General features: G+C 73.8%; 14 protein-coding genes. 9 read left to right on the forward strand and 5 right to left on the reverse strand.

The window, feature by feature from the left end:
- Window positions 1–110: 110 nt before the first annotated feature.
- The 8 genes from HCN51_RS48685 (at window position 111) to HCN51_RS48720 (ending at window position 9,536) form a co-directional block, all read left to right on the forward strand.
- Window positions 111–848: an endonuclease/exonuclease/phosphatase family protein gene (locus HCN51_RS48685; protein ID WP_168019047.1), complete on the forward strand. Its 738-nt coding sequence runs from the start codon at window positions 111–113 to the stop codon at window positions 846–848.
- Between the two features lie 111 nt (window positions 849–959).
- Entirely contained in the window at window positions 960–2,996 is a 2,037-nt protein-coding gene (locus HCN51_RS48690; RefSeq protein ID WP_168019048.1) for a septum formation family protein, read from the forward strand.
- 28 nt (window positions 2,997–3,024) lie between these two features.
- Window positions 3,025–3,771 carry an FHA domain-containing protein gene (locus tag HCN51_RS48695; RefSeq protein WP_168019049.1) on the forward strand — a complete coding sequence of 249 codons (747 nt, stop codon included), beginning with the start codon at window positions 3,025–3,027 and terminating at the stop codon, window positions 3,769–3,771.
- Window positions 3,768–4,460 carry a protein phosphatase 2C domain-containing protein gene (locus HCN51_RS48700; RefSeq protein ID WP_168019052.1) on the forward strand — a complete coding sequence of 231 codons (693 nt, stop codon included), beginning with the start codon at window positions 3,768–3,770 and terminating at the stop codon, window positions 4,458–4,460. The genes HCN51_RS48695 and HCN51_RS48700 overlap by 4 nt, the downstream gene beginning before the upstream one ends.
- Window positions 4,438–5,466, forward strand: a complete 1,029-nt coding sequence (locus tag HCN51_RS48705) for a serine/threonine-protein kinase (RefSeq protein ID WP_168019054.1) — start codon at window positions 4,438–4,440, stop codon at window positions 5,464–5,466. The genes HCN51_RS48700 and HCN51_RS48705 overlap by 23 nt, the downstream gene beginning before the upstream one ends.
- Window positions 5,463–6,038 carry a hypothetical protein gene (locus tag HCN51_RS48710; protein WP_168019056.1) on the forward strand — a complete coding sequence of 192 codons (576 nt, stop codon included), beginning with the start codon at window positions 5,463–5,465 and terminating at the stop codon, window positions 6,036–6,038. Before HCN51_RS48705 ends, HCN51_RS48710 begins: the two co-directional genes overlap by 4 nt.
- Window positions 6,031–8,493 carry an Hsp70 family protein gene (locus tag HCN51_RS48715; protein WP_168019058.1) on the forward strand — a complete coding sequence of 821 codons (2,463 nt, stop codon included), beginning with the start codon at window positions 6,031–6,033 and terminating at the stop codon, window positions 8,491–8,493. The genes HCN51_RS48710 and HCN51_RS48715 overlap by 8 nt, the downstream gene beginning before the upstream one ends.
- The gene (locus HCN51_RS48720) at window positions 8,490–9,536 is read left to right on the forward strand and encodes a hypothetical protein (protein ID WP_168019060.1); all 1,047 of its coding nucleotides are present in this window, start codon (window positions 8,490–8,492) and stop codon (window positions 9,534–9,536) included. Before HCN51_RS48715 ends, HCN51_RS48720 begins: the two co-directional genes overlap by 4 nt.
- 46 nt (window positions 9,537–9,582) lie before the next feature.
- On the opposite strand, the gene HCN51_RS48725 is transcribed toward HCN51_RS48720, so the two are convergent.
- From HCN51_RS48725 to HCN51_RS48735, 3 genes are all read right to left on the reverse strand, one after another.
- Window positions 9,583–9,957: a PepSY domain-containing protein gene (locus HCN51_RS48725; protein ID WP_168019062.1), complete on the reverse strand. Its 375-nt coding sequence runs from the start codon at window positions 9,955–9,957 to the stop codon at window positions 9,583–9,585.
- Between the two features lie 89 nt (window positions 9,958–10,046).
- A complete protein-coding gene (locus HCN51_RS48730) occupies window positions 10,047–11,285 on the reverse strand; it encodes an ATP-binding protein (RefSeq protein WP_168019064.1) in 1,239 nt (412 codons plus the stop codon).
- On the reverse strand, window positions 11,282–11,962 hold the full coding sequence (locus HCN51_RS48735) for a response regulator transcription factor (RefSeq protein ID WP_168019066.1): 681 nt from the start codon (window positions 11,960–11,962) through the stop codon (window positions 11,282–11,284). Before HCN51_RS48735 ends, HCN51_RS48730 begins: the two co-directional genes overlap by 4 nt.
- A gap of 93 nt (window positions 11,963–12,055) precedes the next feature.
- Between HCN51_RS48735 and HCN51_RS48740 the strand changes: the two genes are divergently transcribed.
- The gene (locus HCN51_RS48740) at window positions 12,056–12,481 is read left to right on the forward strand and encodes a septum formation initiator (protein ID WP_168019068.1); all 426 of its coding nucleotides are present in this window, start codon (window positions 12,056–12,058) and stop codon (window positions 12,479–12,481) included.
- On the opposite strand, the gene HCN51_RS48745 is transcribed toward HCN51_RS48740, so the two are convergent.
- Window positions 12,478–13,281 (reverse strand): endonuclease/exonuclease/phosphatase family protein, encoded by an 804-nt coding sequence (locus HCN51_RS48745; protein ID WP_168019070.1) that lies wholly within the window; start codon window positions 13,279–13,281, stop codon window positions 12,478–12,480. The two genes, HCN51_RS48740 and HCN51_RS48745, sit on opposite strands and share 4 nt — an antisense overlap.
- A gap of 65 nt (window positions 13,282–13,346) precedes the next feature.
- A partial coding sequence (locus HCN51_RS48750; protein ID WP_206068771.1) for a hypothetical protein occupies window positions 13,347–13,783 on the reverse strand: 437 nt, incomplete at its 5' end.

The raw sequence follows: 13,783 nt of genomic DNA on the forward strand, positions 1-13,783 counted from the left end.
CCGTTGCGGGAATCCTCGCCCCGCGCGTCGTAAGATCACGAGTCATGCGAGTGACCCGAGGTAGTCAAGCGACCGCAGCGTTAGTCCTCCTCACGATCACGATGCCGACCATGGGCACGGCGGCACCGGCCGTGGCCCAGGCCAGGGCCGCGAACATCGTGGTGCTCGACTGGAACATCCGCGGCGAGGCCGCCGACATCGAGGCCATGGCGAAGGTGATCCGCGACAGCGGCGCCAACGTCGTCACCTTGCAGGAGATCCACCGCCGTCCCGACGCCGACCAGGTGCGCATGCTCGCCGACGCGCTGGGCTGGGACATCACCGACAACGCCCACTTCGGCGCGGGCGACGACGTCGGCCCGTGCGACGACCCGCAGCCGGGCAAGGCGGGCAACGCGATCCTGTCCTCCTACAAGATCGTCGAACGGGTGACGATCAAGCTCACCGACTTCGCCACCTGCCCCGTCAACCGCTCCATGGCGGGCGTCAAGCTCGACCTCGGCGGCGGCGCGCAGGTGCGCGTGTTCACCACGCACCTGTCGCCGGGCCTCTCGCAGACCTCCATCAGCCGCCGCGAGGCGCAGGCCGCGAAGGTCCTCGACTACTTCGGCACCAGGACGGGGCTGATCCTCACCGGCGACTTCAACGCGCTGCCGACGGACGCGCTCTCCAAGCGGTTCGTCAGCGCGGGCTGGGCCGACACCGGCGCTAGGTACGCCAACAAGCCCACCCACGGCGACGCCCGCATCGACTACGTCTACACCCGCGGCATCACGACGACCAGCGGCTCCGTCCTGTCCAGCACCCTGTCCGACCACCGGCCGGTGATCATGAGGATGGTGCGCTAGACCCCGCGCGGCAGGCCGTGTCCATCTGGATTCCATCCGGGTGCCATGGCGATGGGTCCGGGCCTCGGCCAGGCTCGGACCAGGCGGAACCTCGGTCGTGATGGGGAGGAAATGTTCGGGCCAGGCGAGGCGGGCGACGCGACGGGGCAGGCCCTGCGGGAGGTGGCCGGTGCCGAGCTCTACCGGCGCAACGCCTTCCGGATCACGGGGCTGTCCACGTACGCGGACCGGCGGGCGGTCCGCCGGCGCAAGCAGCAGGTCACTCCGGCGCTCCAGGTGGGCGCCGACGTCGATCTCGGGCACGATCTGGCCGTGGGGCCCGAGGAAGTGCGCGCGGCCTTCGACCGGCTGCTCGACGACCCCCGCAGGCGGCTGGTGGACGAGCTGTTCTGGCTCTGGCACACCCCCGACGCCTCCTGCCCCTGCCCGGCCGGCCTGCACCGGGAGCACGACGCGGCGGTGCGCGCTCACAGCGCCGCGCTCGACCTGGAGGCCGAGGGGCCGTCCCCCGGCCCCGAGCTCGACGAGCTGTGGACGCGGGCGGCGGAGCAGTGGCAGGCGGTGTTGCGCCGGGCCGTGTTCTGGGAGCACGTCAGGCACCGGCTGACCGCGCTGGACGACCGGCAGCTCGACGAGAGGGCCGTGGACACCCTGCGCAAGGAGCTGCGCGCCGCGCTGGTCAGGCCGCTGATCGAGCTGACCGCCCGGGGCGGCGACCAGCAGGGCCGCCGGGCAGGGCTGGCCCGACGCTGGCCCGCGCCCGCGTTCCTGGTGGACGAGCAGCTCGAAGAGGTCGCCGCGCCGCTGTACGAGGCGGCGAACACGGCGCTGAACGACGCCTCCCGCCGCTACGACGAGGACGAGCCCGACCGCGCGGCCGGCGCGGTGCTCGACTCGGTGCTGCCCGAGCTGCGCCGCCTGGACGCGCTGGTGCCCCGTGACCGGCATCGCCGCACGGCGAGCCTGTACGACGACACCGCGATCCTGCTCAACAACTGTGCCCTGGCGGTGATGCGGGACGAGGGCGGCGCGGGCGAGCCGCGGGCGCGCTCGTGGCTCAAGTCGGCCCGCGAACTGACCTCCGACCAGGAGACACGGGAGCTGATCGAGGAGAACGAGCGCTCGCTCTACCAGATCACCGTCGCCTACGAGCTGGCCCGGAGCAGCGGATCGTACGCGCCCCGCCCCCGGGACGCGCGGCCGTACGTGCCGGCCCCGCGGCGCCGGCGCGGGCTCAGGACGGCCTTCTGGGTCGCTGTGCTCGTCGGCACCGGCCTTCTGATCGGCCAGTGCTCCGGCGCGTTCGACGGCACGTCGGTCCCGGCGGCGAGCGAGACCGTCTACGAGGGCGAGACCGGGCGGGGCACCGTCTTCTCGGAGGCGAAGGCGGACAACCTGCCTGTCGGCACCTGCGTGACCAGCCTGGCGAGCTGGGAGTCCGGCGGTGGCACCGTCTCGACCGTCCCCTGCGACGAGCCGCACTGGGGCGAGGTGCTGGGGTACGTGCCGCTGGGCGAGGTGCCCTCGCCGTACCCCGGTGACGACCAGGTGCGCGCCACGGCCGCCTTCGAGTGCGAGTTGCTGCGGCAGCGTCAGGACGGCCTGACGGAGGACCGATACCAGGTCCGCTTCCTCGTACCGGGCGAGAAGGACTGGAACACCGGCGGCGGTGCGTACGAGAACTACGCGCCCTGCGTGCTCAGCCGCGCCGGCGACGTGCCGTACGCCGACCGGCGGGTGCAGGACCCGCCTCCCCGCAAGGACGAGCCGCCGGTGCGGATGGACCTGTTCGCGGCGAACATCGCCGACAACCCGCCGGTGGGCACGTGCGTGCAGGCCAAGCAGGCGTGGGACCGCTCGCCGCACCAGGTGGACATCGTGCGCTGCGCGCGGCCGCACTGGGCGGAGATCGCGGGCTACGTCGAGCTGTACGAGCCGGGACAGAAGTGGCCGGGCGACAAGAAGGTGTACGCCGAGGCCGAGGAGGCGTGCACCGGGGTGATGTTCCAGATGCGGACCGGCCCCGGCCACGTCCTCAACATCACCTGGCCGGGCCGCGACTGGTGGGATTCGAGCACGCAGAAGATCTACGCCGTGTGCCTGGTCAACCGCGACGACGACCAGGCGTTCACCGGCGGGCTGCGCTGATGAGGAGGAGCGGGAAGTGGTACGGGCGGTGACCTTGCGCATCAGCTCGCCGGACGGCGTCGTGCACGGCGTCGAGCTGGGCGGCGGCGGGCCGATCACGGTCGGGCGGGCCTCTCCGGAGCACGCCCCGGACGTGGCGCTGGGCCCCGACCCGCAACGCTGGGTGGGGCGGCTGCACTGCACGCTCGACTTCGCCGACGGCATGTGGTCGGTGACCGACAACGCCAGCGTCAACGGCACGCTGCTGCGCCACGGCGACGTCACCGAGCGGCTGCAGGGGCGCAAACGCCTCCAGCACGGCGACACGCTGCTGATCCTCGGCGACATGACCACCGACGGCGAGCCGCTCTACTGGGAGCTGACCTTCCTCGACCCGCACACCACGCAGCCCGCGCCGTTCGGGCCGCCCACCCCGGTCCGCCAAACCGGGCCCGCGCTGCGCTACGACTGGGTCAGCGCGCGGGCCTACCGGGTCGAGAACGGCGTGGAGACCCTGATCACGGGGCTGCGCCCGCAGGGACACCAGCTCCTGCGCTACATGGCGGGGCGCAGCACGGGCGGCGCGTCCGTGGCGTGCGACCACCAGGCGCTGATCACCGCGTTGTGGGGGCCGCGGGAGGAGTGGGCGGCGCACCGCTCGTACACGAGGTCGGACCTGGCGGGCGTGGTGCGCGCGGTGCGCCGCTGCATCGAGGTGGATCCGTCGCGCCCGCGCATCCTGGAGACGGTCACGGGCATCGGCTACCGGCTCAACGTGAGCGGGACCGCAGGGTGATCACGTACGCGGCCGGCACCCGGACGGGCCTGCACGGCGAGAACCAGGACCGGCTGGCGGCCGATCCCGACAACGGCACCTTCATCGTGGCCGACGGCATCGGCGGGCTGGCCGATGCCGCCGTCACCGCGCGCACGGTCGTCGAGCAGCTGCCCCGCCGGGTACGCGAGCGCGTGCACGCCCTCGGCGACCCCGATGTGGCCCGCGCGGTCGCCGAGGCGGCGGCTCAGCTCAACGAGCAGATCAGGGACACCGCCAGGAACGGGCCGGGCACCACCGGCGCCACCACGGCCCTGCTGCTGGTGCGCGGGGGCCGCGCGCTGGCGGTCAACCTGGGCGACAGCCGTATCTACCTCGCCCGCGCCGGCCGGCTCGCCCTGCTCACCGAGGACCACGTGCGCGAGGGGCGGCTGACCAGGTTCGTGGGCATGCCGGGCGAGGTGCTGCCGGGCGTGTCGGTGCACGAGCTGAGCGGCGGCGACCGGCTCCTGCTGTGCACCGACGGGCTGACCCGGGGCGTCGGCGAGGACGAGCTGCGCACCGTCCTGAACGGCGCCGGCGGGATCGAGGGGGCGTGCGAGCTGCTGATCGGCTCGGCCGCCGCGAGCGGGGCCACCGACGACGTCACGGTCATCGCGGTGCAGTACGGCGTGAGGGGGCCGGGCGATGGCGCTGCTCAACAGCGGTGACCGGGTCACCGACACCCTGGTCATCGACCGCCTGCTCGGCGAGGGCGCCTTCGCCGAGGTGCACCGGGTGCGGCACGCCTACCTGGGGCTGCAGGCGATGAAGCTGTTCAAGCGGGTCGCCTCGCTGGAGGAGACGGACGACATGCTGGGCGAGGCCCGGCTGCTGTCCACGCTCGGCCACGCCAACATCGTGCGGTTGTTCGACGCCGGCACCGTGCAGACGCCCGAGGGCCTGCGCGGCTTCTTCACCATGGAGTACGTTCCCGGCGGCAGCCTGGAGCGCCTGACCGACGCCTACCCGCACGGCATGCCGACGGAGCTCGCCGTGGACGTGGTGGAGCAGATCGCCGGCGGCCTGGCGGTGGCCCACGAGCAGGACCCGCCGATCGTGCATCGCGACATCACGCCGGCCAACGTCCTGGTCGGCTATGACGGCAGCGTCTTGCGGGTGCGGGTCAGCGACTTCGGACTGGCCAAGCGGGCCGACCCGATCACCCTGATGGCCAGCGCGCGGGGCACTCTCGTGTTCATGGCGCCCGAGGTGCTGAGCAACCAGGGCTACTCGTGCGCCAGCGACGTGTGGTCGGTGGGCACGATCGCGTACCTGCTGCTCACCAGCCACTTCCCCTACGAGGACGGCGTGCGCTACTCCTCCTACTCCTTCGCCCGCTTCAGCCGGCCGCTGCTGCCGCCCAGCAGGTACAACGACGACGTCGACCCGCGCCTGGACGAGATCGTGCTGGCCGCCCTCGCGCTCGACCCGCGTGACCGCCCCGCCACCGCCGGGGTGCTCGCCGAGGCGCTGCGCGGGCGGCGCGAGTCGTCCGGCAGGCCGCCCGACGAGCGGGCCCGCCGGCTGGCCGCCGAGGCGCTGCGCCTGCACCGCGTACCCGGCGAGCTGACGCACGCCGCCGACCTCATGGAGGAAGCCATCGACCTGTGGCCGCCCCTGCGCGAGCACCACCTGCCCAGGCTCCGGCTCTGGCGGCGGGGGGTGGTCATGTGAGGCTCCTGCCGCCGTGGTTCCGCGAGCTCCGGCACCATCCCGCCTTCCGCGTCCCGCCGCCCGAGTGGGCCGAGCCCGTCCAGGAGCAGCTCGCCGCCCTGCTCGCCGCCCTCGACCCGCCCCAGAAGGCGACGCCGGACGGGAGCGGGGCGCCGGACGGGAGCGGGACGCCGGACGAGAACGCGGCGCAGGGCGGGAGCGAGCGGATGCCCGCGACCGCCGCCGACAACGACAAGGCGCTGGCGACCGCCGCCACGAACCTGTGGCGGGCCGAGCGCAAGCTGGCCACACGGGGCAAGGACGCGACCAGCCGGCAGGCCGGTCGCTACCTGCGCACCACTCGCCAGGCCCTGGCCGAGGCCGGGCTCGTCGTGCAGGACCACGACGGGGAGGCGTTCCACTCCGGCCGCTCCATCGAGGTCCTGCTGTTCCAGGACGACCCGTCGCTGACCGAGGAGACGGTCCTGGAGACCGTACGACCGTCGATCTACCTGCGGGACCGGCACATCCAGATGGGCCAGGTGATCGTCGGCTGCCCGCCACGAGACCACGTGAGGAACGAGCATGCGTGACACCATCGACTTCGGCATCGACCTCGGCACGACCAACAGCGCCATCGCGGTGGCCGAGCACGACGACGTGACCGTGATCAAGAACAACGACGGCTGGGACATCACGCCGTCCGCCGTGTGGCTGCCGAAACCGGACCTCGTGCACGTCGGGCGGCGGGCCAAGGAGCGGGTCGAGACCGACCCGGAGAACGCCGCGGCGGAGTTCAAGCTGGAGATGGGCCTGGCCGACGCGCGCAAGAGCTTCGCCAAGGCCGGGGTGCGGCTGACGCCCCAGCAGCTCTCGGCCGAGGTGCTCAAGTCGCTGCGCGCGGACGCGGCCCACCACACCGGCGCGCCACCGGACGCCGCCGTGATCACCGTGCCGGCCGCGTTCACGCTGAACCAGAACAAGGCCACCACCGATGCCGCGATGCTCGCCGGGTTCACCACCGCGTGCCCGCTGGTGCAGGAGCCGACGGCGGCGGCCTTCGCGTACGGGTTCAACGACGCCGACGACCGGGCGTACTGGATGGTGTTCGACTTCGGCGGCGGCACCTTCGACGCGGCGGTGGTCAGCAAGCACGACGGCGACCTGCGGGTGCTCAACCACGCGGGGGACCCGTACCTGGGCGGCAAGCTGATCGACTGGGCGCTCGTCGAGCGCATCCTCGTGCCGGCGGTCAGCCGCGAGCTGGGGCTGAGCGACTTCCGCCGGGACAATCCGCGCTGGCTGGCCAACTTCGCCAAGCTCAAGGCCGCCGCCGAGGAGGCGAAGATCCACCTGTCCCGGTACGAGCGGGCCGACATCACCGTCGACCTCGTGGGGGAGGACGGCGGCATCGAGGCGTTCGAGTACGCGCTGAGCCGGGGCGAGCTCGACTCGACCGCCGAGCCGTTCTACGCCCGCGCGATCAACCTGTGCCGGCGCGCCCTCGAGGAGTCCTCGCTGGGGCCCGCCGACGTCGACCGGCTGCTGCTGGTCGGCGGCGTCACGCTGTCGCCGGGCCTGCGGGAGCGGCTGGCGGACCCGCGCCACGGCCTGGGCATCGAGCTGGACCTGAGCCTCGACCCCACCACCGTCGTCGCTCGCGGCGCGGCCATCTTCGCCGGCACCCTGCGCCGCCCGCAGCCGCTGAAGCGGGCCGAGGGGGAGTTCGGGGTCGAGCTGGCCTACGAGCCGATCGCCACGACGACCACGCCGACCGTCGCGGGGCGGGTCAGCGGCCCCGCCAGGGCCTGGACGGGCTACTCGGTGGTCCTGAGCAACCCGGAGGGCCGCCCGCCGTTCACCACCGGCCGGATCCCGCTGAACGCCTCCGGTTCCTTCGCCACCGAGGTGGACATCGACAAGGGGAAGACCTCGCGGTTCACCGTCGAGTTGATCGACGACCAGGGCGCGCCCCGGCCGTTGACGCCGTCCACGTTGTCGATCAAGCACGGCGAGGTCGAGTTCGGCGGGGTGCGGCTGGCACACTCGCTCGGGATCCAGCTCGCCGACAGGGCGTTCGCGCCGATGTTGCGCAAGGGCGCCACGCTGCCGGCCACCGTGCGGGAGGTGTTCCACACCGCCGCGGCCCTGCGCCGCTCCGACGCGGAGTCCATGATCCGCATCCCCGTCCTCCAGGGCGAGCGCAGCCGGGGCGACCGCAACCGGGAGGTCGGCGAGCTGCGGATCCGGCCCGTGGACGTCACCATCGACCTGCCGGCCGGCACCGAGGTCGAGGTCACCTTCGAGGTGGACGAGTCCAGCCTCGTCACGGTGGTGGCGGACGTGCCGCTGGTGCAGACGCAGGTCGAGGCCGAGATCAACTTGAGCGAGGTGCGCACCCCCGCCCCGGAGGAGTTGCAGGCGCTGCTGGCCGAGACCGAGCAGCGGCTGGAGTCGCTGCGCGAGTCCGCCGGGGCCTCCGCCGACGCCGCCCGCCGCCTGAGCCGGATCGAGACGGAGGGCACCGTCACCACCGCCCGCGAGCAGGTGCAGGCCGCCAAGGTCGACGTGGGCGCCGCGGCCGCGGCCGAGGAGCGGCTGCGCGAGCTCGGGGCGGAGCTGGACGACGTCGAGGACGCCGCCACGCTGCCCGCCCTGGTGGCGGAGCTGGAAGGGCTGCTGGCGGAGGCGGAGCGGCTCGTGGACGCGCTGGGCGACGCGGCGGACCGGCAGGAGCTGTCCGGGCTGCGGCAGCGCGCCGGCGAGGCGATCCAGGCGCGGGACCCGGTGGCGGTGCGGGCCCAGATCGAGCGGGCCCACCTGCTGCTGGTGGAGGTGGAGCGGCGCGGGCCCGACTGGCCGGTCAAGGTGTTCCAGGCGTTGAGCACCGCGCTGGAGCCGTCGGGACGGGCCGGGGGGCTCATCCGGGAGGGCACGCAGGCCATCGCGAACGGTGACCGGTACGCGCTCGAAGGGGTCAACCAGCGGTTGATCCGCATGTTGCCCAAGAACGAGCAGGACAAGATCATCGGCCTGGTGCGGCGATGAGCGACGCCCTGCGGCGGCGGCTCGCCGTGGACCGGGCCCGGACGGCCGCCCGCTCGGGCGACCTGGACGGCGCCATCCGCCTTCTGGGCGAGGTGGGGCCACCCTGTGCCGACGTGCCGGGGTACTCCGGTGCCGGCGGGGACGAGGCGGCCCGCGCCGACCAAGAGGGGATCGTGGCCGTGCTCGACCTGCGCGCCCGGCTGCACGCCCGGCGTGGGGAGCTGGCGGAGGCGGACCGGTGCTGGGCGGCCGTGCAGGACCTGGTGCCCGGCCATCCCGGGGCCGAGGCGGGGCGGCGCACGATCGAGGAGATCCGGTCCGGTCGCCGCCGCGCCCGGCCCCTGATGCACGCGGGCTGGCTGGGTGTGGTAGCGGCGGCGGTGGCTGTGGTGACGCTGGCCACCGGGATCGTCGCTCTGGGGACGGGCAGCGAGGGCACGATCGCGCAGGGCCGGCTGACCACCGCCATCGCCCCGCCGGGCGCGACCGCTCCGCCGGACGCGACCGCCGTGCCCTCCGCGACCGCCTCGCCGGGCGCGGCCGTCTCGCGGGCGGACGAACTGCGTGAGCACATCGCCGCCGTGGAGGCCGGGCAGGCGGCGGAGGCGGAGCGCACGGCCAGGCAGGCCGCCTCGCGCAGGCGCGAGCTGGCGGCGATCGCCAGGAAGCTGACCATGCCGGGCGTGCTCGTGCGGCGCCGTTCCCAGGACGTACGGGTGCGCTTCAGGGAGGGACTCTTCCCGGTCAGCACGGAGATCAGCGACGCGGGCCCGGCCCTGCTGCGCGCGCTCGGCCGCCGGATCGCGGGCATGAAGGTGGACACGACCGTGGTGGGCCACGCGGTCCCCGTACCTGGGGGACGGACCAGCGGAGGCTCGGTGGTCGCGCTGGGCCGCGCCCTCGTGGCGGCCCGCCACCTGGCGGAGGGCGGCCGGCTGCCGGTCACCGCTTTCACCCTCGTCAGTGCCGACCAGGCGGACAACCCGTTCCGCGACCCCCGCCGCAACCGCACGGTGACCCTGCTGATCACCCCCAGGACATGACAAGGCCGGCCCGCGTGCTGCGGGCCGGCACCATCACCCCAGGTGGTCAGTCGTCGTCACCGTCGTCGCCGTCGTCGTTCTGGTCGTCGTCGTTCTGGTCGACCTGCGCCTTGGTGACCTTGCCCGAGGTCGCGTCCACGTCCACCTCGTGCCGCTCGGTGCCCTTGGTCAGCTCCAGCTCCCAGGTGTCGGCCTGCTTGCCGCGGCTGTCGAAGTCCAGCTCGCTGACCCAGGAGCCGGGCACCTGCTTGAGGGCGATGCCGATGGCCTGCTCCGCGGTGACCTTGGGGGCGACGGCGGCGACGGCGGACTCGGACGCCTCCGACGCCTCGGAGGCGTAGGCGGCGGTGGCGTAGACGGCGCCGCCGGTCGCGGCGAGGGAGACAATTCCGGCAACGATGAGCTTCTTCGTGATTCGCATGGTTCTACGAAATCGCGGACAGGGGTAATCGGGCGCTAAAGGGTGGTTAAGGCGACGAGAAGGCCGGTCAGGGCCCACATGGAAGGCCATCAGGGTGCGCCGAGTGCCACTTTCACCCGGGCCCCGCCCTCCGCCGACCTGGAGACGGTGAGCCCGCCTCCGGACGACTCGGCGGTGCGTCGCGCGATGTCGAGCCCGAGCCCCGTCGAGCCGCCCCCGCTGTTCCCCCGCTCCAGCAGCGCCACCTCGAAGCCGGGCCCCGCGTCCTCCACGACGAGCAGGCCGCCGGAGGGCCGCGGCTCCAGCCGTACCGTCATGGCGGCCCCTTCCGGGGTGTGCGCGAAGACGTTGCCGAGCAGCGCGTCCACGCACGCGGCCAGCTCCTCGGCGCCCACCGCGACCGGCAGCGGCGCGTCAGGCACGGTGATCGTCACCTCGCGCCCCTGGTCCTCGGCCAGCACGGACCAGAACCGGACCCGTTCGCGCACCACGGCCGCCGCGTCGCACGAGTCGCGCCCGGCCGAGCGCCGCCGCGCCTCGGTGATGACGGCGCTCACGGCCCGCTCCAGCGCGTCCACGCGGGCCTGGACGCGCGCCGCCTCCTCGGGGTCGCGCAGCGACTCGGCGTCCAGCCGCAGGCCGGTGAGCGGCGTGCGCAGCCGGTGCGACAGGTCGGCGACGGATTCGCGTTCGGCCGCCAGCAACTCGTCGATGCGCCCGGCGAGGTGGTTGAGCGCGAGCGCGACGTCCCGGACCTCGGGCGGCCCGCCGGGCTCGGCCCTGGCGGTCAGGTCGCCGCCGGCCAGCCGGTGCGAGACCCGCGCCAGCCCGCCGACCGGCCGCGTCACGGCCAGCGCCAGCCGGTCCGCCAGGACGATGCCCAGCGCGACCAGCCCGACGCCGAGCAGCGCCAGCGCCAGCCACGCCTCCCTGACCCCGCGCATCAGCTCGGAGTCCGGCACGAACACCCTGATCACGGCCGTGCCCTCGGGCGACTGTGCCGAGACCAGCACCTCCCTGCCCCCGGCGGCCTCCGCGGTGACGCTGCGCCCGGTGGCGGCCAGGCGGACGGCGTTGGAGCGCGCGGCCCGCTCCCCGATCGTCCGCCCGTCCGGCAGGAACACCGTCACCGGCCGCGCCACCTGCTCCACCGCCAGCCCCAGGTCAGGGGTGCCCACCGCGACCGCCACGGACTCGGCCGCGGCGGTGGCCCGGCTCATCGCGCCGTTCTCGGCCACGGCCCTGATCAGCAGCGCCATCGGGACGAGCAGCGCGATCAGCACCAGCGAGGTCGTCGCCGCGACCAGTAGCGCCAGCCACCGCCTCACGACGGCTCGACCAGCTTCACGCCCACCCCGCGCACCGTGTGCAGGTAACGCGGCTCGGCGGCCGTCTCGCCCAGCTTCCTGCGCAGCCACGACAGGTGCACGTCCACGGTCTTGTCGGCACCGCCGTAGGGGAGCTGCCACACCTCGGTCAGCAGCTCCCGCTTGGTGACGACCTCGCCCGGCCGGGCCGCGAGGTAGTGCAGCACGTCGAACTCGCGCGGCGTCAGGTCCAGCGGCTCGCCGTCGAGCGCCGCCGTACGCGCCCGCGGGTCCACCCGCAGCGCCCCCACCTTCAGCGGCTCCTCGGGCGCCGCCCCGCCGGCCCGCCGCAGCACGGCCCGCACCCGGGCGTCGAGCTGCGCCGCGCTGTACGGCTTGACCACGTAGTCGTCGGCCCCGGCGTCCAGGACGGGCACCATCTCGGCGTCCCCGTCGCGGGCCGTGGCGACGATCACCGGCACCCTGCTGACCGCCCGCAGCATCCGCAGCAGCTCCACCCCGTCGAGGTCGGGCAGCCCCAGGTCGAGCACGATCAGGTCGGGCCGGTCCTGGACGGCCAGCCGCAGCCCCTCCATCGCCGTGGGGGAGGAGGAGACGGCGTGGCCGAGCTCCCGCAGCCCGCGGCTGAGCGCCGTACGGATCGTCACGTCGTCCTCGATGAGCAGGATGTCCGCCATATACAGAAACGTAGACGGTGATCGCTCATGCCCAGGGCAGCCTTAGCGTCGCCTTAACCTGGCCTTAGTCGTACCTGGGGAAACCTGTCGGAGATGAAGAAGCTCGTCGTGGCCTGGATCGCCACCGCGCTGGCCGCCACCGGCGCCGCCGTGGCGGTGCTCGGCCTGCTCGGCAACGGCCTGACCGGCAGTGACAGCCATGTCCTCAGCCGCGAGGACGTCAAGGCGGCGCTCGCCACGGCCACCACCCGGGCCGCCGCGACGGCGAGCGCCGCCCCCTCGCCGGCCGCGCAGGGCAAGCTGATCCGCAGCGCGGGCGGCACCGTGATCGCCTCCTGCGACGCCGGCGGCCTGGTGACGCTGCGCTCGTGGAGCCCGGCGCAGGACTACTCGGTGGACGACGTCGAGGCGGGCCCGGCGCGGGAGGCCAAGGTCGAGTTCGAGCCGAACGAAGGCGAGGAGCTGGAGCTGAAGATCACCTGCGCGGGCGGGGTGCCGGTCTCCCGCGTGGGAGGCTAGCCGCGCAGGTCGAGCAGCAGGGCGCGGTGGTCGGACACCTCGGGTGCCGTCATGATCTCGAAGTGCTTGACGGCGGCGGGGTCGGAGACGAGCAGGTAACTCGCGTGCCGCACCGGCTTGGGATAGCGGGAGGTCCTGGTGTCGGCGTCGCCGACGAGGTCCGTCAGCCCGGCCCCGGCGAGGATCCGGAGCGTCTCGCTGCCCGGCAGCACGTTGAAGTCGCCGCACACCACGGCCAGGTCGCCGTCCTCGCGCACACCGGTGACCAGCTCGGCCAGCCGCTCGGCCTGGGCGCGGCGGGCCGGGGTGTCGGCCTTGCCGCTCGCGTCCCGCAGGCCGTGCAGGTTGACGACGGTGACGAACCGCCGCGCCGCCCGGTCGAACACGCGGACGGCCAGCGCGGCGCGCGGCCGCCCGTCGCTCGGCCACCCGCCGTCGTGCTCGGCGTAGGCGCCGTGCACGAACGCCGAGCGCAGGCCGACGACGGGCAGCGCGTCGGCGACGAAGGTCGCGAGCCCGAAGTCCTGGCGGTGCGCGCGCCCTTCGCGATCCTGGACGGGGCCGGAGTCGCTGACCGCGAACAGGTCGTGGTGGCGGGGCAGCAGCGCCCGCACGTCGCCCAGGAGGTCGGCCCGCTGCGGCAGCGACCGCTCGGCGTCGTCGAACCTGGTCCAGCCGCTCGCCGTGGGCGTGCGGGTCACCTCCTGGAGGCAGAGGACGTCGGCGTCGCAGGTGTCGAGCCAGCGGGCGAGCTCGTCGAACATCGCGCCGCCCCACGCGTTGAGAGAGATGATGCGCACGGGCAAGAATCTAGCGAGCCCGCCCGCGCCGCCTCGCGGCACCCGCCGGCTCGCGTCAGCCCGCCTTACGACACCTCGGCGCTCAGTGCCGACTTCGTCAGCTCCGCCTGCCGCCGGATCTGCCCCATGACGATGGGGTTGACCCCCTTGGCCTCGAAGGTGGCGACCATCTTGTCCATCACCGCGTTCGCCCGCGCCAGGTCACCCTGCCGCGCCTCCGCCCTGGCCAGCCGGCGCATCGCCAGGTTGAGGGTGATGTTGTCGATGCTCGCGTCCCGGGCGACGGCCGTCAGGTGCTCGATGCCCTGCTTGAGGTCGGGCGGGCGGATGCGCAGCCGGTTGCCCGGCGTCAGCTCCTTGAACTCCCGTTCGGCGTTGAGCCCCTTCACCAGGCGGGCGTAGACGGCCAGCGGGTGGTGGCCGTAGCGGTCGATGACCTCGTCCAACGCCTCGTTGCCGGAGCGCAGGAAGGGCGAGTCGGAGCCGAGCAGCGAGAACAGCT

This window comes from Nonomuraea composti, from assembly GCF_012034275.1.
GTDB classification, from domain to species: Bacteria; Actinomycetota; Actinomycetes; order Streptosporangiales; family Streptosporangiaceae; genus Nonomuraea; species Nonomuraea composti.

Excerpts from the sequence above, each read along its gene's own strand:
- HCN51_RS48685 (WP_168019047.1), top strand. The coding sequence starts at position 111 with ATGGGCACGGCGGCACCGGCCGTGGCCCAGGCCAGGGCCGCGAACATC.
- HCN51_RS48690 (WP_168019048.1), top strand. The coding sequence starts at position 960 with ATGTTCGGGCCAGGCGAGGCGGGCGACGCGACGGGGCAGGCCCTGCGG.
- HCN51_RS48705 (WP_168019054.1), top strand. The coding sequence starts at position 4,438 with ATGGCGCTGCTCAACAGCGGTGACCGGGTCACCGACACCCTGGTCATC.
- HCN51_RS48715 (WP_168019058.1), top strand. The coding sequence starts at position 6,031 with ATGCGTGACACCATCGACTTCGGCATCGACCTCGGCACGACCAACAGC.
- HCN51_RS48720 (WP_168019060.1), top strand. The coding sequence starts at position 8,490 with ATGAGCGACGCCCTGCGGCGGCGGCTCGCCGTGGACCGGGCCCGGACG.
- HCN51_RS48725 (WP_168019062.1), bottom strand. The coding sequence starts at position 9,957 with ATGCGAATCACGAAGAAGCTCATCGTTGCCGGAATTGTCTCCCTCGCC.
- HCN51_RS48735 (WP_168019066.1), bottom strand. The coding sequence starts at position 11,962 with ATGGCGGACATCCTGCTCATCGAGGACGACGTGACGATCCGTACGGCG.
- HCN51_RS48740 (WP_168019068.1), top strand. The coding sequence starts at position 12,056 with ATGAAGAAGCTCGTCGTGGCCTGGATCGCCACCGCGCTGGCCGCCACC.